This is a genomic window from Citrobacter sp. wls711, assembly GCF_005281055.1.
GTDB lineage: Bacteria > Pseudomonadota > Gammaproteobacteria > Enterobacterales > Enterobacteriaceae > Citrobacter > Citrobacter gillenii.
Map to the genome: position 1 here is coordinate 250,759 of NZ_SZXC01000079.1, position 22,455 is coordinate 273,213.

Here is a 22,455-nt window from a genome sequence, read left to right on the forward strand (position 1 = left end):
ATCCGATGGCTTCGGGATTTTTTCACTTCTTCCGTGACATTTTTATGTTTTCGCGGTCTAACACGAAGTGTTTTAACGTCATATTCAGAGAGTCCTGTTCAGGGCTGTCTTTTTATTACCAGGATTGTTGATCAGGGGTTCACATGCAGGGCACAAAAATTCGACTTTTAGTGGGCAGCTTGCTGATGATGGCCTCTGCCGGCTATGTGCAGGCAGATGCGCTCCAGCCTGACCCGGCGTGGCAACAGGGTACGCTGGCAAACGGTTTACAGTGGCAAGTATTAGCCACCCCCCAGCGCCCCAGCGACCGTATCGAGGTTCGCCTGCTGGTTAATACCGGTTCACTCACCGAAAATACACAACAGAGTGGTTTCAGCCATGCGATCCCGCGTATCGCGCTGACGCAAAGCGGTGGCCTTGATGCCACTCAAGCCCGTTCACTGTGGCAGCAGGGGTTCGATCCCAAGCGTCCCATGCCGCCTGTTATCGTTTCCTATGATTCCACACTGTATAACCTCAGCTTGCCCAACAGCCGTAACGACCTGCTGAAAGAGTCGCTCTCTTATCTGGCGACTATCTCCGGCAAACTGACCATCACGCCAGAAACCATCAACCATGCGCTGAGCAGCGAAGATATGGTGACAACCTGGCCGGTGGACACCAAAGAAGGCTGGTGGCGCTACCGACTGAAAGGATCAACGCTGCTGGGACACGATCCTGCCGATCCGCTGAAAACCCCGGTCGATGCTGAGAAAATCCAGTCGTTCTACCAGAAATGGTATACCCCGGATGCCATGACGCTGATTATCGTCGGCAACGTTGACGCACGTAACGTGGCAGAGCAAATCAACAAAACCTTCGGCGAATTAAAAGGTAAACGTGAGACTCCGGCACCGGTGCCGACACTTTCTCCGCTACGCGCTGAAGCGGTGAGCATTATGACCGATGCGGTACGCCAGGATCGCCTCTCAATTATGTGGGATACGCCGTGGCAACCGATTCGTGAATCTGCCGCGCTGTTGCGCTACTGGCGTGCTGATTTAGCCCGTGAAGCGCTGTTCTGGCACATTCAGCAGACGCTTACTAAAAACAATGCGAAAGATATCGGCCTCGGCTTTGACTGTCGGGTGTTGTTCCTGCGTGCGCAGTGCGCCATTAACGTTGAGTCACCGAATGATAAGCTGAATGCGAATCTGGGTACGGTGGCGCGTGAGTTGGCGAAAGTGCGTGATAAGGGGCTGCCGGAAGATGAATTTAACGCGCTGGTGGCACAAAAAAATCTGGAACTGCAGAAGCTGTTTGCCACCTATGGCCGAACCGATACCGATATCTTAATCAGCCAGCGCCTGCGCTCGCTGCAAAATCAGGTGGTGGATATTGCGCCGGAACAGTACCAGCGTTTACGCCAGAACTTCCTCAATGGCCTGACCGTAGAAATGTTGAATCAGGACCTGCGCCAGCAACTGTCGCAAGAAATGGCACTCATTCTGCTGCAGCCGAAGGGTGAGCCGGAATTCAATATGAAGGATCTGCAGGCGACGTGGGATGCCATCATGGCGCCGGTGGCCGCTGCGGCAGCGTCGGTTGAAACCGATGAGTCGCATCCTGAAGTGACGGATATTCCGCCAGTACAGTAGAGGGTATCGTAACCTGTAGGCCGGGCAAGCGAAACGCCCCCGGCGTACCCAATGCCGGATGCGGCCTTAACGCCTTATCCGGCCTACAAGAACAATAAGTTACTGCGGCATTGCGTCGCGGGGAATAATCGCCCCGCGATGCTGAATCACCGTGCTGGCCGTCAGATGACCGCGTTTGGCGGCTTCTGCGGCATCACCACCGGTTAAGCGTACGGCCAGATACCCGGCGCTGAACGAGTCGCCCGCGGCAGTGGTATCAATCACTTTCTCTTTCGGCAGTTTTACCGCCGGTACATCAATGAGCTCTTCGCCATTGATAGACACCAGGCACGAGTCTGCGCCGCGTTTCACCACTACCTCTTGCACACCGGCCGCGTGGGTGCGGGCAATGACCTCAGCAACGGGTTTTTCACCCCACAGTGCGTCTTCATCATCCAGCGTCAGGAACGCGATATTGGTGCATTCCAGCATCTGCTGATACACCTGCTGCGTCTCTTCTTTACTGCTCCACAGGCGCGGGCGGTAGTTATTGTCAAAAATGACTTTTCCGCCGTTGGCGCGGCATTCGCGTAGCAGTGACAGCAGTTTCTCGCGGCTGGTCGGGCTTAAGATCGCCAGGCTTATACCGCTCAGGTACAGGTAGTCGAACGTCGCCAGCTCTTCGCAAATGGCGGCGGATTGTTCACTCTCCAGCCAGAATTTTGCCGCGGCTTCATTACGCCAGTAATAGAAGGTACGTTCGCCGGTGCTGTCTGTCTCAATGTAATAGAGACCCGGAAGGCGATTGTCCATGCGTTGCGTTAATGAGGTATCGACGTTTTCGCCATGCCAGGATTCCAGCATCTGTTGGCTGAAACTGTCCGTGCCCAGCGCCGTGACATAGTGTACAGAAAGGGCCGCAGAATCGACCTGACGGGCGATATAAACGGATGTATTCAACGTGTCGCCACCGAAACCGCGCTGAACGTCTGCGCCTTTCTGTGACAGTTCAATCATGCATTCGCCAATCACGGCAATCTTGCTGGACATAGTCGTAACCTGCTCTGAAAAAAATTAACGGTAGTGTGCGCTGTGGGTGTTAAGTGGTCAACTATATTAAAACATCGTTCCATTAATTTTTTGAGCCAACGCGTATTCTGCGCAATTTTTTGCTGCCTGGTTTTTATTTTGCGATGTGCTGAATGTAAAGTTCTGCGCCCGAGCGCCGATAACCTTTGACGAGTCCGGTCAGTCACACTCTTATTTACAGGACATCTCAGATGATAAAGCAGGTTACCCAGCAGCTAATTACGCCTGATGCGAGTATCGAGAGCTTGCTGGAGAGACGCTATTGGCTGCAGTGCGAGCGTGCTTACACCTACCAGCCGATTTACCAGACCAATGGGCGGCTGATGGCCGTTGAACTGCTGACAGTGGTGAGCCATCCTGACAATCCTGCCCAGCGTCTTGCGCCGGACCGCTATTTTGCCGAAATAGCCGTACGTCATCGTATTGACGTGGTGAAAGAGCAGCTTCTGCAACTCCAACTGAAAAGCGACTTTTTCAGAGCCCACGACCTGCTGGCGTCGGTGAACGTCGATGGCCCGACGCTGCTGGCGATGCGCCAGGATCCCGACATACTGAAAATCATTGAATGCCTGCCGTGGCTGCGCTTTGAACTGGTGGAGCATATTCGTTTACCGAAGGGAGCGTCATTTGCCTCAATGTGCGAGTTTGGTCCGCTTTGGCTGGATGACTTTGGCACCGGGATGGCGAATTTCTCCGCTCTGAGCGAAGTCAGCTATGACTACATTAAGGTAGCGCGGGATCTGTTTATTATGCTGCGCCAGACGCCGGAAGGCCGCAACCTGTTCACACTGCTGCTGCAGTTAATGAACCGTTATTGCCGCGGCGTGATTGTTGAAGGTGTGGAAACACTGGAAGAGTGGCGCGACGTGCAAAACTCGCCGGCGTTCGCTGCGCAGGGCTATTTTCTCTCGCGTCCGGTTCCCCTGAATACCCTTGAAGAGGTGATATTGTCGCTGTGATGTTGGCGTCATCGGCCTCCTTTTAACCCTGCTGGACTATCTTTAGAACAGGCAAGGAAGAAAGTGAGGAGGTAAAAGATGACGAAAGCAGGTAAAATAACCACAGCAGCATCAGGGGTTTTCTTGTTGTTGATCGTCGTACTCATCATCGTGATTGCGACATTTGACTGGAACCGGCTCAAACCGACCATCAACCAGAAAGTCTCTACTGAACTCAACCGACCGTTCGCGATACGCGGTGATTTGGGCGTCGTCTGGGAACGCCAGAAGCAGGAAACCGGCTGGCGAAGCTGGGTTCCGTGGCCGCACATTCATGCGGAGGATATTATCCTCGGCAACCCGCCGGATATCCCTGACATCACCATGGTGCATCTCCCGCGTGTTGAAGCCACACTCGCGCCGCTGGCGTTGCTGACCAAAACGGTCTGGCTACCGTGGATTAAGCTGGAGCAGCCGGATGCGCGGCTTATTCGCCTGTCGGAGAAAAACAACAACTGGACCTTTACCCTCGCAGGGAGTGAAAACCCCGATCCCAACACCCCGCCTTCAGTCTGGTCATTTCGACTCGATAATATTTTGTTCGATCAAGGACGTATCGCCATCAACGATAAGATCACCCAATCGGAGATTGAGATCGTCGTTGATCCGCTGGGCAAACCGTTGCCCTTTAGCGAAGTGACGGGAACGAAAAGCACAGAAAAGCGTGCCAACGTTGGCGATTACGTTTTCGGCCTGAAGGCACAAGGGCGGTATCGCGGTGAACCGCTAACCGGCAGTGGAAAAATCGGTGGGATGCTGGCGTTACGCGGCGAAGGCACACCGTTCCCGGTGCAGGCCGATTTCCGTTCAGCTAATACGCGGGTGGCCTTTGTCGGTGCGGTAAATGACCCGATGAATATGGGCGGCGTCGATCTTCAGTTGAAATTCTCCGGTGATTCGCTCGGGGATTTGTACGATTTGACCGGCGTTCTGCTGCCGGATACTCCCCCCTTTGAAACTGACGGGCGGCTGGTGGCCAAAATAGGCAGCGAGAAATCTGCCGTATTTAGTTATCGCGACTTTAATGGCCGCATCGGCGACAGCGATATTCACGGCACGCTGGCTTACACCACCGGCCAGCCGCGCCCGAAACTGGAAGGCGACGTTGAGTCGCGCCAGCTGCGGCTGGCGGATTTAGGGCCGCTGATTGGCGTGGATTCCGGAAAAGGTGCACAACGCGCCAAACAATCTGAACAGCGTAAAGGCGAAAAGAGCGTTCAGCCCGCGGATAAAGTCTTGCCGTACGACCGTTTCGAAACCGATAAATGGAACGTGATGGATGCTGATGTGCGCTTCAAGGGACGGCGTATTGAGCATGGCAGCAGCCTGCCGGTAAGCGATCTCTCCGCCCATATCATCCTGAACAATGCCGACCTGCAACTGCAGCCGCTGAAATTTGGTCTGGCGGGAGGCAGCTTCGTCTCTCGCATTCATCTGGAAGGGGATAAAAAGCCGATGCAGGGCCGGGCGACTATTCAGGCGCGTCGTCTGAAGCTGAAAGAGCTGATGCCGGATGTAGAACTGATGCAGAAAACGCTCGGTGAAATGAACGGTGACGCCGAATTTCGCGGGAGCGGGAATTCGGTGGCTGCGCTGCTCGGAAACAGTAATGGCAACCTGAAGTTGTTGATGAACGATGGGTTGATCAGTCGAAACCTGATGGAAATAGTGGGGCTGAATTTGGGCAACTATATCGTCGGACAGATATTTGGTGATGACGAAGTGCGAGTGAACTGTGCGGCGGCGAATCTGGATATCGTCAATGGCGTTGCGCGCCCGCAAATTTTTGCTTTTGATACCGAAAATGCGGTTATCAATGTTACCGGAACAGCGAGTTTTGCCTCTGAACAGCTGGATTTAACCGTCGATCCGGAGAGTAAAGGCATTCGTATTATTACGCTGCGCTCACCGCTGTATGTTCGCGGGACATTCAAAAATCCGCAGGCCGGAGTGAAAGCAGGGCCGTTGATTGCGCGTGGGGCCGTCGCCGCGGCACTGGCAACGCTCGTCACACCGGCTGCCGCCCTGCTGGCACTGATCTCACCGTCAGAAGGTGAGGCTAATCAGTGCCGGACGATTTTGTCGCAAATGAAGAAGTGATGTCTGGCCGGATGTTTACCCGGCCTGGATTTCATGCTCAACGTAGGCCGGATAAGGTGGTTACACCGCCATCCGGCAAAATAATCACAACGACTGATGACGCGTCTCGTGGATTAACAGCAGCGCGATCAGCGTTAATGCGGCCATCGAGGCCAGATAAATCCCGACGGCCGGCAAGCCATAGTTACCTTGCAACCATGCCGCGATGTAGGGGGCCACGGACGCGCCGAGAATCGATGAAACGTTATACGAGAACGACGCGCCCGTGTAGCGCACCTCGGTCGGGAACAGCTCCGGCAGCAGCGCGCCCATCGGGCCGAATGTCAGCCCCATCAGGCTCAGCCCCAGCAACAGGAAGACAAAGACCAGCGCCGGATTGCCAGACCCCAGCAGCGGTTTAAAGGCGAACAGGGCGAACAGAATGATAAGCGTGGTGATGATGAGCATGCTCTTGCGACGACCAAACGCGTCGGCCAGCAGTCCGGCAACCGGGACCATCACGCCAAAGCCAATCACCGCCATCATCAGCATCCACAGGACTTCATTACGCGGTAAACCAAGGCCCACAGGGGCGGCGGCGGTACTGAAGGTCATTGAGTAAACGGTCATGATATAGAACAGCGTATAGGTCGCCAGCATGATAAACGTGCCGAGGATCGTGACGCGAACATGTTTTGTCAGCAGGGTTCCCAGCGGGATCTTGACCTGCTTTTTCGCTGCCGCGACTTTGGCGAACACCGGGGATTCATGCAGTGAGACGCGAACGTACAGACCGATAATCACCAGTACCGCAGAGGCTATAAACGGTACACGCCAGCCCCAGCTCATAAACTGCTCATCGGTCAGCAGCCAGGAGAGCAGCAGAAACGTGCCGTTGGCAAAGAAGAAGCCGATCGGTGCGCCCAACTGCGGGAAGGACCCATAGAGCGCTCGTTTGCGTGGTGGGGCATTTTCTGTGGCCAGCAATGCAGCACCGCCCCATTCACCGCCAAGACCCAATCCCTGACCAAAACGCGCCAGTGCCAGCAGGATCGGGGCGAAAATCCCAATCGACGCATAACCCGGCAACAAGCCGATAATCACCGTCGAAATCCCCATGGTCAGCAGCGAAGCAACCAGCGTGACCTTACGCCCGACGCGGTCGCCGAAATGTCCGAACACCGCCGAGCCGATCGGCCGCGCCACAAAGGCGATAGCAAAGGTGGCGAGAGACTGCAGCGTGGCCGCCGCCGGGTCGCCCTGCGGGAAGAAGATATGGGGGAAAACGATCACCGCGGCGGTCGCGTAAATATAGAAGTCGAAGAACTCAATGGCGGTACCGATGAGTGAGGCGACGACGACTTTATTGCGCGAATTGACCGGGGTGTGTTCCTGTTCGTTGTCGAGCGTTGTGGCGGTTGCTTGCATATTATTTTCTTATTTTTTGTCGAACGAACGGTCATATTACGCACAGCAAAAGAGACATTTCAATCTGTAACAATCGTTGCGCTTGGTCAAAAATCGGGCAAAAAGGGGATAATGTTTAGGCCGAAGATTTCGCTTCTATGAAATGCTTCACATAATTTAAAACTTGGATGATAAAACTGGTTTTTGGTTAAATAAAAGTTACGGGTTGGATTTATTCACTGAATCAGTGAGAGCGGGCGGCATTATAATTGCCGGATGGCGCTACGCTTATCCGGCCTACAAAACTCACCAGTAGGGCAGATAAGCGTAGCACCATCCGGCAGTTAACGAAGATTATCGGTGTGTTTTCCCCGGCATCCGCGGGTCGTCTTTGTATTCCGCGGTGGCTATCCAGGCGGCGCAGAACAGGGTCAAACGGGCGAAGAAGTAGAAGAAAGCCATTAGACCTAATACCGAGCCAAACGCCGCGCCTGACGGGGATTGCACCAGCGACGGCAGCGTGTAAGTCATAATAATTTTGATTGCTTCAAAGCCAAAGGCCGCAATAAAGGTACCGCGAATGAGCGCCTTCTTACGTGGGCGATGACGCGGGAGTCGCCAGAAAATCCAGAAGAACAACAGATAGTTGGCGAAAATAGAGATCGCCAGGCCGATCAGTCGCCAGGCGGGCTTCAGCCAGTCAATACCATCGAGGTACAGGGCCGAAATTATCATCTGCTGGGCGGAACCGGCGATGGAGGTAATTGACAGGGTGACAATCAGCGCAATCAGTAATCCAATCAGCGAGACAAAATCGCGCAGATATTTAACCCAGATTTTCTCCTGATCCTGCGGCGTGCGTTCCCAGACATCACGCGACTGGGCGCGAATGGCCTCGCGCAGGTTTCCCATCCAGTTAACCCCGGAGTAAAGGGCGATACCCAGCCCGACCAGCCCGACGGTGGTACGTTGCTGAACGGCGGTATTGATGGTGTTTTTCAGCGTGGATGCCAGCGTCGGATCGCTGACGTTGGCCAGGATTTTACTGAAGATATCCTGCAATAACGTGGGGTGCGACGCGAGAATAAAACCGGCGGCAGCGAACGATACCATCAGGATAGGGATCATCGACAGGAACGAGAAATAGGTGATTGCCGCGCCAAACTGGTTTCCCATCCGGTCATTAAAACGTTCTGCGGCGCGGATAAGGTGGGCGATCATGGGCTGGCGTTGAACGCGTTCCGCCAGAGTCAGGGCTGTTTTCAGCGCCTGATGGGTCTTATTGTTGGTTTCTGCCTGGTCACGCTCTGGTGTGTCAATTTTGGCGATCGGCGCGTGCTCAAGTTCCTGAATGGGGCGTTTTACGTCTTTTTCCTGCGTCATCAGGGCGGTAGTCCTTATTCTGTGCATTCACAGGACAGTATAGCGCGTCAGTCCACATAGTCTTTCATCACGCCGGTCAGCCATTCCATAAACAGGTGGACCCGGCGGGAGAGATTACGGCGATGTGGATACAGCAGAGAAACCGGCATCGGTTCGGCGCGATACTGCGGTAAGACTTCGACCAGCGTACCGGCGCGCAATGCCTCACGTACACCCACGCGTGGGACCTGAATGATGCCCAACCCGGCAAGACAGGCCGCATGATAGGTTTCGGTACTGTTCACCGTCAGCATGCCGCCGGTTTTTATCCAGCGGGGCCCGTTGTCGGTCGCTATTTCAAAGCCCTGCGAACGGGTACCCAGATTTACCGCGTAATGCACCACCGCATGCGAGGCCAAATCGTCCAGGCTTTCGGGATAACCAAAACGGGCCAGATACTGTGGGCTGGCGCAGTTAATCTGCGTCAATTTCCCCAGCGGGCGGGCAATCAGCCCTGAATCTTTCAGCGCACCCACGCGCACCACGCAGTCGAAACCCTCACGGATTAAATCCACCAGACGGTCGCTGCTGCTGAGTTCTAGCTCAAGTCCCGGATACTGATGCAAAAAGGCAGGCAGGCGGGGCATCACCAGATTTCTGGCCACGCCAACCGGCATATCGACCCGCAGTTTACCGCTGATGCTGGTGGGATCGTGATGAAAAAGTCCGTCCAGCTCATCCAGATTGCTCAACAGATCTTTCGCACGTTCGTAATAGATCATCCCGTCCTGGGTCAGCTGAACGCGGCGGGTGGTGCGATGCAGCAACTGGGTACCCAGATGATTTTCCAGCGCCTGGATTTGTCGCGATACGCTTCCCTTAGGCAGTCCGAGGGTGTCGGCCGCACGCGAAAAACTCTCCAGTTCTGCGACGCGGAGGAACAACTGCATTGCGTGAATTTTATCCATCTCTCTGCCCTATTGTTGTTCCCAGGGAAACAGTAATGCGCAATTCGACATATTTATTGTTTTTCTAACACCTAATAAGCTTTATCTCAATCTTCACAACGCCTGAAATGAGGTTTCTTATGACGCAACGTATTGTATTGGTGACCGGCGGCGGTCGTGGACTGGGGAAAAACGCGGCGCTTAAGCTGGCGAGTAAAGGAATGGGCATCATTCTGACGTGGAACAGCAATGAAAAAGAAGCTCAACAGGTGGTGGATGATATTCGCCAACTTGGCGGCAAAGCAGCAGCATTGCCGCTGAATGTCGGCGATATTTCAACGTTTCCGCGCTTTGTTGAACAAATGAAGGAGACGCTACAAACCCAGTGGCAATGTGCGAGGTTTGATTATTTATTGAACAACGCCGGAATCGGCATAACTGCGCCGTATTCTGCCTTCACCGAAGCGCAGTTTGACCAGCTTTTGAACATCCAGTTTAAAGGGCCTTTTTTCCTGACACAGAGCCTGTTGCCGCTGATAAACCAAGGGGGCAGGATCCTCAATGTGTCGACCGGGCTGTCGCGTTTTGCCCTGCCAGGCTACAGCGCCTATGCCGCCATGAAAGGCGCGATGGAAGTGCTGACCCGCTACCAGGCAAAAGAGTTGGGGGAGCGCGGTATTACGGCGAACATTATTGCGCCCGGCGCGATTGAAACCGATTTTGGCGGCGGGAACGTGCGGGACAATGCGCAGCTGAATGCGTATATTGCCTCGCAAACCGCATTGGGGCGTGTCGGGCTGCCGGATGATATTGGTGATGCCATCGCTGCGTTGCTTAGTGATGACCTGGCGTGGATGACCGCGCAGCGCATTGAGGTCTCTGGCGGGATGTTCCTGTAACCCCGTCCCGTGCTTATTCGGTCACTGACTCTGATTAAATAAGCACTTCATGCTACATTGTTTTTTGTAACATATTTCCCTGATATGCCATGTTCCTTATTTTTGGTGAAAAGCATAGACTCTGATTAATTAATATTACTTGGCGAGAGGTGTGCGCTAATAATAAGGAATTACTTAATTCAGAGTCTTTTTATGACCTCTTTATGTAATCCTTTTGTTTGAGCTGTAACTATTCATAACTTCTGCTTCTCTCTTCTTCTTTCATCGGTAGAATGGCCCCTGCCAAATGGTGAGTTCTTATTTTACCCCATGGGTAATACCCTTCCGCGTGTTAAGGCAAATATCTTATTCAGACGGAGAGAAATAATGCAGGTAATAATGTTTGACAGGCAGTCAATATTTATTCATGGAATGAATGTCAGTTTACAAGAAAATCTTCCAGGAGTGGATGTTCAGGGTGTCAGTCAGGCAGATGACCTTTGGCAAAAGCTGGAAGACAATCCCAATGCGTTGGTTATGCTTGATGGCGATCTTGGCAGTGAGTTTTGCCGTGAACTGCTCCAACAACTCGCGCAACGCTATGCGACGGTAAAAGTACTGATCACCGCCACAGATTGCCGTAAAAAATGGCTGCAGGAGGTGACACAGTTAAACGTGCTGGCCATTGTGCCGCGCGACGCTGACGCAGAAACATTTGCGCTGGCGCTCAATAGCGTGGCAATGGGCATGATGTTTTATCCCAGAGATTGCTTAACGCCAACCGCGTGCGGTAGCCAAAATATAAAAGCACTAAGTTCGCGTCAGCGCGAGATCTTGACCATGCTGGCTGCGGGGGAGTCCAATAAACAAATTGGTCGCCTGTTAAATATCAGCACCGGGACGGTAAAAGCGCATCTGGAGTCGCTATATCAGCGTCTGGAGGTAAAAAACCGTACCCAGGCGGCGATGATGTTAAACGAAGTACATTAATCAACGCTTATTTCACGGTCAGATCGTCTCTGGCTGTGAAATATGAGCAGGCCACATTTCTGATGCGCAAAACCGGGTTATCCCTACGCTAAACATCCACGCAATTAATGCTTCCAGCTGAAACATATCGTTCAGTTGCGGCAGTTTCGCCTGGATTAATTCCTCGCAGGCGTAGAGATCCATGAGCAGCAGCGTTTCTGCCTGTGCTACTGAAATTTGGCTCGTGAAGGTTTCACCTACGGTGATTTCATGCCCGTAGCCAATGACCCAGACCCCGCGTTCATCCTGATATTTTTCCAGCGACAATCCCTGTCCTTGTTTAATAAAGGCGATACAGGCGGGCGTAAAATGTGATGAATGGCGGTACATCTGATTTCTCTGCAAAGAGAACCATTCTAGAGAAAACCTTCCGTTACGGTACCTGCCATACAGCCCGTTTTTTCAGTAAGACGCCTTATGACGCTCGGAGCGGATATTCGTGCTTTAACAGGCCGAAAATCCAGTCATCGTGCCAGGTTTGATGCAGCCAATAGCTTTCGCGCAGTGTACCTTCGAGAATAAATCCCGTCTTTTCCAGCAGACGTCGAGACGCATAATTGCCGGCGGTGACGCAGGCCGTCATACGGTGTAGCCCGCCGGTTGTAAACGCGAAATCACACACGGCATGCAAAGACTCAGCGCCATAGCCTTTACCTTGCGCTTCTGGCGCGAGCAGAAACCCCACTTCGGCACACTCATTATTTTCGTGAACATATCCAGTGACGCCGAGCGGCGATCCCGAGTCGTTATCGCACATGACCAGGCATAGCCAGTGTGGGCTTCCGGGAGACCATTCGGCTAAGCGCGAGTCGAATATTGCCCGTACGTCTTGTTCAGAGCGCGCATCGGAGACATAGTGCATTACGCCAGAATCCTGCTGTAATGCTAAGAAAAAATCCCAATCAGACGCCGTCAGCGGGCGGCAGGTCAGCCGTGGTGTTTTTAATACGGGCACAGGCTTATCTCCTGGATAATTTTCAATGATTACGAGGTCATCACTGTAAAACATATTTATTTGTTATATGAATGTATTTCAGTTTACACCGGCACGTTGTTACACGGCGTCGCGTTTATAAAAAGAGCAATAAAGACCATTGTGAGGCCGTACCGTTGCGGCACTTTTAGGGACGATGATGACCAATAGCGCATTACCGGCGACATGTACGCCATTTGAACACTGTTTGGGGATCATCCGCCAGGCATCGGTGGAAATCCTGTTGTTGTTAGGTGTGCATGTTGCAGAGGGAAAAGACCCGCGCTGGTTTCTGGAACAGCTCGACCAGGCTCGCCTGAATCTGGGGGGCTGGGGAGTGGTAGCCAGACGATTGCAGATGAACGATGCGCAATTAAGCCAATTCACCCTGCGGTTACGCCATCTTCAGCAAAACGTTCCCCAGTATGAAAATGGTCAGGATGTCAGTGAAAACCAGCTCATTTCTGCGCTGCGCTTTGTTGCCGCCCTGGAGCAACTGCGCCAGCTTCAGCCGATCCTGCACTATCAAACCTATATTGAAGCCGAGAGTCCCGAGGCGCAGATGCAGGCGCAGAGCCAGCTTCGTGCGATAGAGTTAACCCTCAAAGCCCTTGTCGCACGGGTATGGCCGGACCAGCATCCGCTCAACAGCTTCCTGAAACAGCACTTCGGTGCTGACCGGCTACGCCGCTGGCTTAAGCTGGGTGAGGGGCGTGATGCGCTGGACGGCATGTTGTTTAGCGAGCTGGCGCTGATGGTGGTCGATAAGAAACTGTTCGTGCGCCACTTTACCCAGATTTTTAATGACACTTCGGTACTCACGCTGTTTGTCGAACCGCGCCTAACGCTGCGTATGTTTCTTGATGACTGCCGACTGGCACGCAATAGCATCATTGCTTCGCAGCCGCTGACCTCGGTACAGCTGATGTTGTTAAAGTATCAGTACCGACAAATTACCCACCCCGTGCAGCGGGCATTTGAAGAACGTCGTGTCCGTATCAATCCCGCGTCGTATCTGGAATCTGATGAGGGTCTCGTTCGCCAGTTCTGGGAAACGGCAAAGCAAAAGGCTGAACAGACCGGGGATGATAAACAAGAAATTGCCGACAGCATTGACCCACCAGAAAAGCGAGCGCAGCGTACGGCTGAAGAGCGTGAGCAGCTGATTTCCAACATGCTGTGGATAGTCGTTGGCGCGATGGTGCTGGCAATATCGCTGGGCGCATTCTGGTTATTTAGCTCGCCTGCGCCGCGGGTGACCGCTGGTCAATCGGTTGAAATCATACAAGAGGAACCGCGACGTGATGCTCCTTCCGCACGGGAAGCCGTGACCCGCATGGGTATTTCGTGGGATGCGTTTACCATGCGGGCGGCTATCGATCGCAATGATACCCGCATTACGTCATTGTTTTTACAAGGCGGGATGGACTGGAAGCTGGCGTGGACGGAGCAGGCGTTCTCTGCGGGCAATACTGCTGTGCTGAAGCTGTTGTTGCGCTATCCCTCGCAGATGGATGAAACCCAGCCCTGTCAGCAGTTTATGAGTACGCTAAGTCATGCGATGTCGAACGGCGCATCGCTGACGTCGCTGCATAAAAGCTATCTGCAAAGTTTTTGTGCTAAACCGGACGTTGTCGCGCGCCAACGGTATGACGCCGAGCAAGCCGAACGACGCGCTCGCGCGGAGCCAAACGCCGAAAACAAGAAATGGCAGAAAATTCATACCGCGCTGTATGACGCCATTAACTGACGGCCTGATGAGCAACATCTTGTCAGACCGTTACGGCTCGCCGTAGAGACCGATTAATCGGCGCACGACGCCGTTGGTCCAGCCAAAGCCATCCTGCAACGGGTACTCGCCGCCGCCCCCTTCACGGGGCGTGCCGTCGGCGATATGGTACTTCTCGATAAGCTTATGGTGCTCTTGATAAAAAAGGTTAACCGTTTTCAACCAGTTGCGGGCAATCTCATCTCCCAGGTGGTCGTCACCATACAGCTTGAAGCCCTGAATCGCCATCCACTGCAGCGGTGCCCAGCCGTTGGGTTTATCCCACTGTTCACCGGTTTCGTATTCCGTCGCCATAATACCCCCGGGGGTTAACAGACGGCTGCGTACGGCATTAGCGAGGCGGTCGGCTTGTGCATGGGTCGCCATACCGACATACAGCGGCACGATACTGGCGGCGGAGAAGAGGGCCATCTCTTCGCGTCGCCAGTCATAATCCCGATAACAGCCGTTTTCATCATCCCATAGAAAGTGGTCCACGGCGGTGCGGCGGTTGGTGGCTTTCTGGCGAAACAGAGCCTCGGTTTCGCGATCGCCTTTCAGTGCCGAAATGTTTGCAATGGTGCTTTCCAGTTTGTACAGGAAGGCGTTGAGATCAATGGGGATGAACTGGGTGGTGCGGATGCTGGCAAGGCGGCCCGCATCGCGCAGCCAGCGTGAGGAGTAATCCCAGCCGGAAGCCGCACCGGCACGCAAATCCCGGTACACCTCATTCGGCGGCCGGCCAGAATGCTTGGCCGTTTCGACGTCTTCGATCCACGATTCATCGCGCGGGGTATCACGATCGTCCCAATAACGGTTGAGTAGAGAACCATCCGGCATTCTGATGACATGACGGTACGCCTGGTTTAACGCCAGGGAATCTGCGCCATCCATCCAGAACGCGTATTCCATTTTGAGATGATCCAGATAACGCCGCGCGCCGCGCACGCCATCTTCTTCAAACAGTTCCACCATCAGTGCAAACACCGGCGGCTGCGAGCGACTCAGGTAGTAGGTCCGATTACCGTTCGGGATATGGCCATAGTTTTCAATCATCCAGGCAAAGTTATCCGCCATACATTTCAGCAGGTCCCCCCGACCGCTCTCCGCCAGACCGAGCATAGTGAAGTAGGAATCCCAGTAGTAGGTTTCGCTAAAACGTCCGCCTGGCACAATATATGACTGCGGCAGCGCCAGCAGCGAGGACCAGGGAATGTGATCCTGCGGTTCGCGTGTCAGCACTGGCCACAGCTGGTCAATATGCTCTTTCAGCGAGTCCTGCGGGTTGGAAACGTACTCACTCGAGGGGGTCTCGGGGAGCCAGAAATGGTTCTCAACAAAGCGCTGCAGGTCAAAGTCCCGGTGCCGCTTAACCTTGCGATAGCGGATCAGAATATCCAGCGGGTCCATTTTGGGTGCGCAGTCGGGGAAGGCTTTGCTGTCGGCAAACAGCTTTGACGACTGAACATGTTCGAACAGTTCGAGGTAACGATCGGCGGGCGTTAACGCATCTGAGGCAGGCAGCCCTTCAATCATCTCCGGCTCAGGTTCTGCCTCAATCATTTCATCCAGCTTTAACTCGCACGGATCCATTTCATAAAGCAGATCGAGGTCGATCGTCAGTTCTTCTGAAGGGGCGTGGGGTAGTTTCTGGTTGAGCATAATGAGAAAGACCTCCGGTAAAGAGATGGTGAAAGGAAACGGCTATTGCCCGGCTGTCTGTTAAGCGTAGACATTCGCTTCGGTGTCGGGTGAGTAAAGCGTGCGGTTGATCACGTTCTTATGTTTTTTAATATTTAAAAAATAAAACTATCTTAATGATAATAATGAAGAATTACTGGTCTTGTGCGATCTGTATATTTTCCATTTTCAGAACATTCGATTGCAACGAGGTGTGAACAGAACCCGCTAACGTCCGATCCCTGTAATAGGTGCAGGCTATTCAAATGATAGTTCTGGCCCATGTAATCTGGGCCGGTAAGGTCAGTGATGCTGAGCGAGAAGACATTCTTGGCTGGGTAGCCAAACAACGTGAGCAGTACTACGCCAGCCGTGATACCGCCCCGCAGCATCGCAATGAGCCCGTACAGCCAATACCGGAAAGTATTCCGACTGATGCCCGCAAAGTGGCGCTGGGCTTTACGCTGTATCATGACCCGCGCATTTCTGGCGACAGCACGATCTCCTGTGCGCACTGCCACGCATTAAACGCAGGCGGTGTGGATGGCAGGAAAACGTCAATCGGTGTCGGTGGCGGTGGCGTCGAAATCCTGGGATGAAATTATCCAGAAGTTAGATAAAGACCCGGTGCTGAAACAAGAATTTATCACCGTTTATCCTCAGGGATTCAGCGGGGACAATATTACCGATGCGATTGCTGAGTTTGAGAAAACGCTAATTACGCCAAATGCACCGTTTGATAAATGGCTACGGGGTGATGAAAGCGCGTTAACGGCCCAGCAAAAACATGGCTATCAATTATTTAAGGAAAATAAATGTGCCACCTGCCATGGTGGTATTATTTTAGGCGGGCGTTCATTTGAACCCTTAGGCTTGAAAAAGGACTTTAATTTTGGTGAGGTCACTGCCGTAGATATTGGTCGAATGAACGTCACCAATGAATTACGAGATAAGCTGCGCCAGAAAGTCCCTGGATTGCGTAACGTTGCACTGACTGCACCTTATTTCCACCGGGGAGATGTGCCAACCCTCGACGGCGCGGTAAAACTGATGATGCGTTATCAGGTAGGCAAAGAACTGCCGCAAAAAGATATCGACGATATCGTGGCGTTCCTTGAAAGCCTCAACGGGATCTATACGCCGTATATGCAGGATAAGTGACCGAAGGGCGACTGATGCTTTACTGGCCTACATATTATGGTGTTTGTAGGCCGGATAAAGCATCAGTCGCCATCCGGCATTTATAGTATTAACGCATGGTGACAAATTCTTCCGACGCGGTCGGGTGAATAGCGACAGTGTTGTCGAAGTCTTTCTTGGTTGCGCCCATTTTCAGTGCCACGGCAAAGCCCTGCAGCATTTCGTCCATGCCAAAGCCGATGCCGTGAATACCGACAATCTTCTCTTCCGGACCCACGCACACCAGCTTCATACGGCACGGCTGACGGTGTGTGGTGACAGCGGTATACATCGCGGTAAACGATGATTTATACACTTTCACCTGATCATCGCCGTGCTGCTCGCGCGCCTGTTGCTCGGTTAAGCCGACGGTGCCAATTGGCGGATGGCTGAAGACCACGGTCGGGATGTTGCTGTAGTCCAGATGTTCGTCCGGCTTGTTGTTAAACAGACGTTCGGACAGGCGACGACCCGCGGCAACGGCAACCGGCGTTAATTCAACGGCACCGGTGTTATCGCCCACGGCGTAAATTCCTGGAACGCTAGTATTCTGGTATTTATCAACGATGATGTAGCCTTTTTCGTTGGTTTTCACGCCAGTAACCGCCAGGTTAAAGTTATCGGTTGCCGGTTCACGGCCAATCGCCCAGATCAGGCAATCCACGGTCTGGCTACGACCATCTTCCAGCTCCAGGGTCAGGCTGCCATCTGCATTTTTAACCACCGCTTTTGGAATCGCGTGTGTATGCAGGGTCGGGCCTTCGGCATTCATTACCTCAACCAGCGTGTCGACGATCATCGGGTCAAAGCTGCGCAGCGGCGCGTGTTTACGCACGAACAGATGTGTTTCTGCGCCCAGGCCGTTAATCACGCCAGCCAGTTCAACGGCGATGTAACCTGCACCAACTACCGCAACGCGCTTCGGCAGTGCCGGCAGTTCAAAGAAACCGTCGGAATCAATACCGTATTCCACGCCTGGAATGTTCGGGTGGCTCGGGCGGCCGCCGGTAGCAATCAAAATATGATCGGCGGTGATGGTTTCACCGTTTACTTCAATGGTCCTGGCATCAACGAAGCGGGCAAAACCTTTGATCACATCGACATTATTTTTACCCAGTACGTTGTCGTATGAGGTGTGAATGCGGTCGATATAGGCGGTACGGGTGGCGATCAGCTTGTCCCAGTCGAATTTATTGATGGTGGTATCGAAGCCGTAGTCCGGGCCGTACATATGGATCGCTTCACGAACCTGTGCGGCATGCCACATCACTTTCTTCGGTACACAGCCAACGTTGACGCAGGTACCGCCCAGTTCTTTGGCCTCAATCAACGCGCATTTCTGACCGTACATGGCCGCGCGGTTAATGGAGGCGATACCGCCGCTGCCGCCGCCGATAGCGATGTAATCATAGTGTTTGGTCATGACCGCTCCTTCATGTTCATTGTAGGGCGGAGAAGCGTTATGCCTTCCGCCAAAATATTCGCGATTGTATACCTGAAATCAAAAGGTTCCACCGATGGCTGCGATTACTCCGGTACGATCCAGCTTACCGAGGTATGTCCGGTTCCCGCCGGAACCAGTTTGCGGTGCAGCCACGGCAGCACATTGTTCATTTGCTGTTCCAGCTTCCACGGTGGGTTAACCACAATCATGCCGGACGCCGTCATGCCGCGTTGATCGCTGTCCGGACGAACCGCCAGCTCAATTTGCAGGATGCGGCGAATGCCGGTCGCTTCCAGCTCTTTGGTCATGCGTTTGATTTGCTGGCGCAGGACTACCGGATACCACAGGGCATAGGTGCCGGTTGCGAAACGCTTATAGCCTTCGTGGATACCGGCCACTACCGCCTGGTAGTCGGTTTTAATTTCGTACGGCGGATCGATGAGGATCAGCCCGCGACGGGAGACGGGTGGTAATTTCGATTTCAACTGCTGATAGCCGTCGGCTTTTGCCACGCGCGCGCGCTCATCTTTCTGGAATTCGGAACGCAGCAGCGGAAAATCGCTCGGGTGCAGTTCGGTTAGCTGCAGGCTGTCCTGCGCGCGCAGCAGCTGGCGGGCAATCAGCGGAGAGCCTGGGTAGTAGCGCAGTTGACCGCTACGGTTGAAATGATTCACTACGCTGATGTACGGCTCGAGTTCTGCCGGCAGATCGTCCTGCTGCCAGATGCGGGCGATGCCTTCCAGATACTCACCGGTACGTTCAGCACGTTCACTGCTCAGCTGATAACGGCCCGCACCGGCGTGGGTGTCCAGATAGAGAAACGGTTTATCTTTCTCTTTGAGCGACTCGATGATCAGGCTCTGAACCGTGTGTTTAAGGACGTCGGCGTGGTTGCCAGCGTGAAAGCTGTGGCGATAACTGAGCATGGGTAAACGTGTTCCAGGTTGTAAACGTAGGCCCGATAAGCTGCGTGCCATCGGGCGAAAATAGAGCGTATCGCCACAGTATACAGAAAAGTCGTCACTGCCGCGAAAGCGCAACGCCTGGCATTGAAATCCTCTACACTTAACCCCATTCTACAAATAATATGCACAGCGCGGGATGCGCGCTTCATTCACTCTTTTCTACAGGACTGCGCTAATGACCAATCCATTGCTGACTCCCTTCGAACTGCCGCCGTTTTCCAAAATTCAGCCGGAGCATGTTGTACCCGCCGTCACTAAGGCGCTGAACGACTGCCGCGAAAACGTCGAGCGCGTGGTTGCGCAGGGGGCGCCATATACCTGGGAAAATCTTTGCCAGCGGCTGGCGGAAGTGGACGATGTCCTGGGGCGTATCTTCTCTCCGGTCAGCCATCTGAACTCGGTGAAAAACAGCCCGGAACTGCGCGAAGCCTACGAACAAACGCTGCCGCTGCTGTCTGAGTACAGCACCTGGGTTGGGCAACATGAAGGCCTGTACCAGGCGTACCGCGATCTGCGTGAAGGTGACCATTACGCCACTCTGAATACCGCGCAGAAAAAAGCCGTCGATAACGCCCTGCGTGACTTTGAGCTTTCTGGTATCGGCCTGCCGAAAGAAAAACAGCAGCGCTACGGTGAAATCGCGACCCGCCTGTCTGAACTTGGCAACCTGTACAGCAACAACGTGCTCGACGCCACCATGGGCTGGACCAAACTGGTCACCGACGAATCTGAGCTGGCTGGCATGCCGGAAAGCGCGCTGGCGGCAGCAAAAGCCCAGGCCGAAGCCAAAGAACAGGAAGGTTATCTGCTGACGCTGGATATCCCGAGCTATCTGCCGGTGATGACCTACTGCGACAACCAGGCATTGCGTGAAGAAATGTACCGCGCCTACTCCACCCGTGCGTCCGATCAGGGGCCCAATGCGGGCAAATGGGACAACAGCCCGGTGATGGAAGAGATCCTCGCGCTGCGCCACGAGCTGGCTCAATTGCTGGGCTTTGAAAGCTATGCCTTTAAATCTCTCGCCACTAAAATGGCCGAGAACCCGCAGCAGGTGCTCGACTTCCTGACCGATCTGGCAAAACGTGCCCGTCCGCAGGGTGAGAAAGAGCTGGCCCAGCTGCGCGCCTTCGCCAAAGCAGAGTTTGGCGTTGATGAGCTGCAGCCGTGGGATATCGCCTACTACAGCGAAAAACAGAAACAGCACCTGTACAGCATCAGCGATGAGCAGCTGCGCCCGTACTTCCCGGAAAACAAAGCCGTAAACGGCTTGTTCGAAGTGGTTAAGCGTATTTATGGCATCACTGCCAAAGAGCGTACCGATGTTGACGTCTGGCACCCGGAAGTGCGTTTCTTTGAGCTGTATGACGAACACAACGAACTGCGCGGCAGCTTCTATCTGGATCTTTATGCGCGTGAAAACAAGCGCGGTGGGGCATGGATGGACGACTGCGTCGGGCAGATGCGTAAAACCGACGGCACGCTGCAAAAACCGGTCGCTTACCTGACCTGCAACTTTAACCGTCCGGTCAGCGGCAAGCCGGCGCTGTTTACCCACGATGAAGTGATTACCCTGTTCCACGAGTTCGGTCACGGCCTGCATCATATGCTGACCCGCATCGAAACGGCCGGTGTTTCCGGTATCAACGGTGTGCCGTGGGATGCTGTCGAACTGCCAAGCCAGTTTATGGAAAACTGGTGCTGGGAGCCGGAAGCGCTGGCGTTTATCTCCGGTCACTATGAAACCGGTGAGCCGCTGCCGAAAGAACTGCTGGATAAAATGCTGGCGGCGAAAAACTACCAGGCGGCGCTGTTCATCCTGCGTCAGCTGGAGTTCGGCCTGTTCGACTTCCGTCTGCACGCTGAGTTTAACCCGCAGCAAGGGGCGAAAATTCTCGACACCCTGGCGGAGATCAAAAAACAGGTTGCCGTTGTGCCGGGCCCAAGCTGGGGTCGTTTCCCGCATGCATTCAGCCATATTTTTGCCGGCGGTTATGCGGCGGGATATTACAGCTACCTGTGGGCTGATGTGCTGGCGGCGGACGCCTTCTCCCGCTTTGAAGACGAAGGGATTTTCAACCGTGAAACCGGCCAGTCGTTCCTCGATAACATCCTGACCCGCGGCGGTTCTGAAGAGCCTATGGAGCTGTTCAAACGCTTCCGTGGCCGTGAGCCGCAACTGGATGCGATGCTGGACCATTACGGCATCAAGGGCTGAAAACTGGCGTGAAAATTTGTTTACTGGATGAAATGGGCGCCGGAGACGGCGCCTTATCTGTTCTGGCTGCCCGCTGGGGCCTGGAACATGATGAAGACAATCTGATGGCGCTGGTGATGACACCGGCGCACCTGGAACTGCGCAAGCGCGATGAACCCAAGCTCGGCGGCATCTTCGTTGATTTTGTCGGCGGGGCGATGGCCCATCGGCGTAAATTTGGCGGCGGTCGCGGTGAAGCGGTGGCGAAAGCCGTTGGCGTGAAAGGCGATTATCTGCCGGACGTGGTGGACGCGACGGCCGGGTTGGGACGCGATGCGTTCGTGCTGGCCTCCGTGGGCTGTCGCGTACGGATGCTGGAACGTAACCCAGTAGTGGCGGCGTTGCTCGACGATGGCCTGGCGCGCGGTTATGCCGATGCGGAAATTGGCCCATGGTTGCAGGAACGTTTACAGCTGATCCACGCGTCCAGCCTGACGGCGCTCACCGATATCACCCCACGCCCGCAGGTGGTATACCTCGACCCGATGTTCCCGCATAAGCAGAAAAGCGCGCTGGTGAAAAAAGAGATGCGCGTGTTTCAGTCGCTGGTGGGGCCGGATTTAGATGCCGATGGCCTGCTGGAGCCTGCGCGCCAGTTAGCCACTAAACGCGTGGTGGTCAAGCGCCCGGACTATGCCCCGCCGCTGGCGGAGGTGGCAACGCCGAACGCGGTGGTGACCAAAGGGCATCGGTTTGATATTTATGCCGGAACTCCGTAGGCCGGATAACACGCATCGCGTCGCCATCCGGCATGGTTTGCTGCCCGATGGCGCTACGCTTATCG

Annotated in this window: 17 protein-coding genes and 1 pseudogene; 9 read left to right on the plus strand and 9 right to left on the minus strand. The window is 54.1% G+C overall.

What is annotated here, in order from left to right; all coding sequences use genetic code 11:
* The first annotated feature begins 143 nt into the window (after nucleotides 1-143).
* Entirely contained in the window at nucleotides 144-1,637 is a 1,494-nt protein-coding gene (locus FDW98_RS22755) for a pitrilysin family protein (protein ID WP_096759171.1), read from the plus strand.
* A gap of 99 nt (nucleotides 1,638-1,736) precedes the next feature.
* On the opposite strand, the gene FDW98_RS22760 is transcribed toward FDW98_RS22755, so the two are convergent.
* Entirely contained in the window at nucleotides 1,737-2,666 is a 930-nt protein-coding gene (locus tag FDW98_RS22760) for a sugar kinase (protein ID WP_096759172.1), read from the minus strand.
* 230 nt (nucleotides 2,667-2,896) lie between these two features.
* Here FDW98_RS22760 and pdeH point away from each other — a divergent pair, with 230 nt between their 5' ends.
* Nucleotides 2,897-3,664 carry a cyclic-guanylate-specific phosphodiesterase gene (gene pdeH, locus FDW98_RS22765; protein ID WP_096759173.1) on the plus strand — a complete coding sequence of 256 codons (768 nt, stop codon included), beginning with the start codon at nucleotides 2,897-2,899 and terminating at the stop codon, nucleotides 3,662-3,664.
* Nucleotides 3,665-3,742: 78 nt separating this feature from the next.
* Nucleotides 3,743-5,803, plus strand: a complete 2,061-nt coding sequence (locus FDW98_RS22770) for an AsmA family protein (protein ID WP_096759174.1) — start codon at nucleotides 3,743-3,745, stop codon at nucleotides 5,801-5,803.
* Between the two features lie 84 nt (nucleotides 5,804-5,887).
* Here FDW98_RS22770 and FDW98_RS22775 read toward each other — a convergent pair whose 3' ends face one another.
* From FDW98_RS22775 to FDW98_RS22785, 3 genes are all read right to left on the minus strand, one after another.
* A complete protein-coding gene (locus FDW98_RS22775; RefSeq protein ID WP_096759175.1) occupies nucleotides 5,888-7,210 on the minus strand; it encodes an MFS transporter in 1,323 nt (440 codons plus the stop codon).
* A gap of 333 nt (nucleotides 7,211-7,543) precedes the next feature.
* Complete coding sequence (yhjD, locus tag FDW98_RS22780; protein WP_096759176.1) at nucleotides 7,544-8,572, minus strand: inner membrane protein YhjD; 1,029 nt, start codon at nucleotides 8,570-8,572, stop codon at nucleotides 7,544-7,546.
* Between the two features lie 47 nt (nucleotides 8,573-8,619).
* Nucleotides 8,620-9,519, minus strand: a complete 900-nt coding sequence (locus tag FDW98_RS22785; protein ID WP_096759177.1) for a LysR family transcriptional regulator — start codon at nucleotides 9,517-9,519, stop codon at nucleotides 8,620-8,622.
* A gap of 119 nt (nucleotides 9,520-9,638) precedes the next feature.
* On the opposite strand from FDW98_RS22785, the gene FDW98_RS22790 reads away from it, so the two are divergent.
* Complete coding sequence (locus tag FDW98_RS22790; RefSeq protein ID WP_096759178.1) at nucleotides 9,639-10,397, plus strand: SDR family NAD(P)-dependent oxidoreductase; 759 nt, start codon at nucleotides 9,639-9,641, stop codon at nucleotides 10,395-10,397.
* Nucleotides 10,398-10,763: 366 nt separating this feature from the next.
* Complete coding sequence (locus FDW98_RS22795; RefSeq protein ID WP_096759179.1) at nucleotides 10,764-11,366, plus strand: response regulator transcription factor; 603 nt, start codon at nucleotides 10,764-10,766, stop codon at nucleotides 11,364-11,366.
* 18 nt (nucleotides 11,367-11,384) lie between these two features.
* On the opposite strand, the gene FDW98_RS22800 is transcribed toward FDW98_RS22795, so the two are convergent.
* On the minus strand, nucleotides 11,385-11,735 hold the full coding sequence (locus FDW98_RS22800; protein WP_096759180.1) for a glycoside hydrolase family protein: 351 nt from the start codon (nucleotides 11,733-11,735) through the stop codon (nucleotides 11,385-11,387).
* Between the two features lie 85 nt (nucleotides 11,736-11,820).
* The gene (locus tag FDW98_RS22805; protein ID WP_096759499.1) at nucleotides 11,821-12,360 is read right to left on the minus strand and encodes a GNAT family N-acetyltransferase; all 540 of its coding nucleotides are present in this window, start codon (nucleotides 12,358-12,360) and stop codon (nucleotides 11,821-11,823) included.
* 178 nt (nucleotides 12,361-12,538) lie between these two features.
* Here FDW98_RS22805 and FDW98_RS22810 point away from each other — a divergent pair, with 178 nt between their 5' ends.
* Nucleotides 12,539-14,128, plus strand: coding sequence for an STY4199 family HEPN domain-containing protein (locus FDW98_RS22810; RefSeq protein ID WP_096759181.1), 1,590 nt, complete (start codon nucleotides 12,539-12,541; stop codon nucleotides 14,126-14,128).
* Between the two features lie 30 nt (nucleotides 14,129-14,158).
* Here FDW98_RS22810 and FDW98_RS22815 read toward each other — a convergent pair whose 3' ends face one another.
* Nucleotides 14,159-15,808, minus strand: a complete 1,650-nt coding sequence (locus FDW98_RS22815; RefSeq protein ID WP_096759182.1) for an alpha,alpha-trehalase — start codon at nucleotides 15,806-15,808, stop codon at nucleotides 14,159-14,161.
* A 308-nt stretch (nucleotides 15,809-16,116) separates the two neighbouring features.
* On the opposite strand from FDW98_RS22815, the pseudogene FDW98_RS22820 reads away from it, so the two are divergent.
* A pseudogene (locus FDW98_RS22820) lies at nucleotides 16,117-16,987 on the plus strand (cytochrome-c peroxidase); the annotation flags it as partial.
* A gap of 88 nt (nucleotides 16,988-17,075) precedes the next feature.
* On the opposite strand, the gene gorA reads toward FDW98_RS22820, so the two are convergent.
* Nucleotides 17,076-18,428: a glutathione-disulfide reductase gene (gene gorA / locus FDW98_RS22825; RefSeq protein WP_096759183.1), complete on the minus strand. Its 1,353-nt coding sequence runs from the start codon at nucleotides 18,426-18,428 to the stop codon at nucleotides 17,076-17,078.
* 104 nt (nucleotides 18,429-18,532) lie between these two features.
* Complete coding sequence (locus FDW98_RS22830; RefSeq protein WP_096759184.1) at nucleotides 18,533-19,375, minus strand: 23S rRNA (adenine(2030)-N(6))-methyltransferase RlmJ; 843 nt, start codon at nucleotides 19,373-19,375, stop codon at nucleotides 18,533-18,535.
* Between the two features lie 214 nt (nucleotides 19,376-19,589).
* Here FDW98_RS22830 and prlC point away from each other — a divergent pair, with 214 nt between their 5' ends.
* Both prlC and rsmJ read left to right on the plus strand, forming a co-directional pair.
* Complete coding sequence (gene prlC / locus FDW98_RS22835) at nucleotides 19,590-21,632, plus strand: oligopeptidase A (protein ID WP_096759185.1); 2,043 nt, start codon at nucleotides 19,590-19,592, stop codon at nucleotides 21,630-21,632.
* A gap of 8 nt (nucleotides 21,633-21,640) precedes the next feature.
* Nucleotides 21,641-22,390 carry a 16S rRNA (guanine(1516)-N(2))-methyltransferase RsmJ gene (rsmJ, locus tag FDW98_RS22840; RefSeq protein ID WP_096759186.1) on the plus strand — a complete coding sequence of 250 codons (750 nt, stop codon included), beginning with the start codon at nucleotides 21,641-21,643 and terminating at the stop codon, nucleotides 22,388-22,390.
* Nucleotides 22,391-22,455 lie beyond the last annotated feature (65 nt).

Bases quoted from the DNA above. Each gene is read 5' to 3' on its own strand.
- FDW98_RS22755 (WP_096759171.1), top strand. From the start codon at position 144: ATGCAGGGCACAAAAATTCGACTTTTAGTGGGCAGCTTGCTGATGATG.
- FDW98_RS22760 (WP_096759172.1), bottom strand. From the start codon at position 2,666: ATGTCCAGCAAGATTGCCGTGATTGGCGAATGCATGATTGAACTGTCA.
- pdeH (WP_096759173.1), top strand. From the start codon at position 2,897: ATGATAAAGCAGGTTACCCAGCAGCTAATTACGCCTGATGCGAGTATC.
- FDW98_RS22770 (WP_096759174.1), top strand. From the start codon at position 3,743: ATGACGAAAGCAGGTAAAATAACCACAGCAGCATCAGGGGTTTTCTTG.
- FDW98_RS22775 (WP_096759175.1), bottom strand. From the start codon at position 7,210: ATGCAAGCAACCGCCACAACGCTCGACAACGAACAGGAACACACCCCG.
- yhjD (WP_096759176.1), bottom strand. From the start codon at position 8,572: ATGACGCAGGAAAAAGACGTAAAACGCCCCATTCAGGAACTTGAGCAC.
- FDW98_RS22785 (WP_096759177.1), bottom strand. From the start codon at position 9,519: ATGGATAAAATTCACGCAATGCAGTTGTTCCTCCGCGTCGCAGAACTG.
- FDW98_RS22790 (WP_096759178.1), top strand. From the start codon at position 9,639: ATGACGCAACGTATTGTATTGGTGACCGGCGGCGGTCGTGGACTGGGG.
- FDW98_RS22795 (WP_096759179.1), top strand. From the start codon at position 10,764: ATGCAGGTAATAATGTTTGACAGGCAGTCAATATTTATTCATGGAATG.
- FDW98_RS22800 (WP_096759180.1), bottom strand. From the start codon at position 11,735: ATGTACCGCCATTCATCACATTTTACGCCCGCCTGTATCGCCTTTATT.
- FDW98_RS22810 (WP_096759181.1), top strand. From the start codon at position 12,539: ATGACCAATAGCGCATTACCGGCGACATGTACGCCATTTGAACACTGT.
- FDW98_RS22815 (WP_096759182.1), bottom strand. From the start codon at position 15,808: ATGCTCAACCAGAAACTACCCCACGCCCCTTCAGAAGAACTGACGATC.
- gorA (WP_096759183.1), bottom strand. From the start codon at position 18,428: ATGACCAAACACTATGATTACATCGCTATCGGCGGCGGCAGCGGCGGT.
- FDW98_RS22830 (WP_096759184.1), bottom strand. From the start codon at position 19,375: ATGCTCAGTTATCGCCACAGCTTTCACGCTGGCAACCACGCCGACGTC.
- prlC (WP_096759185.1), top strand. From the start codon at position 19,590: ATGACCAATCCATTGCTGACTCCCTTCGAACTGCCGCCGTTTTCCAAA.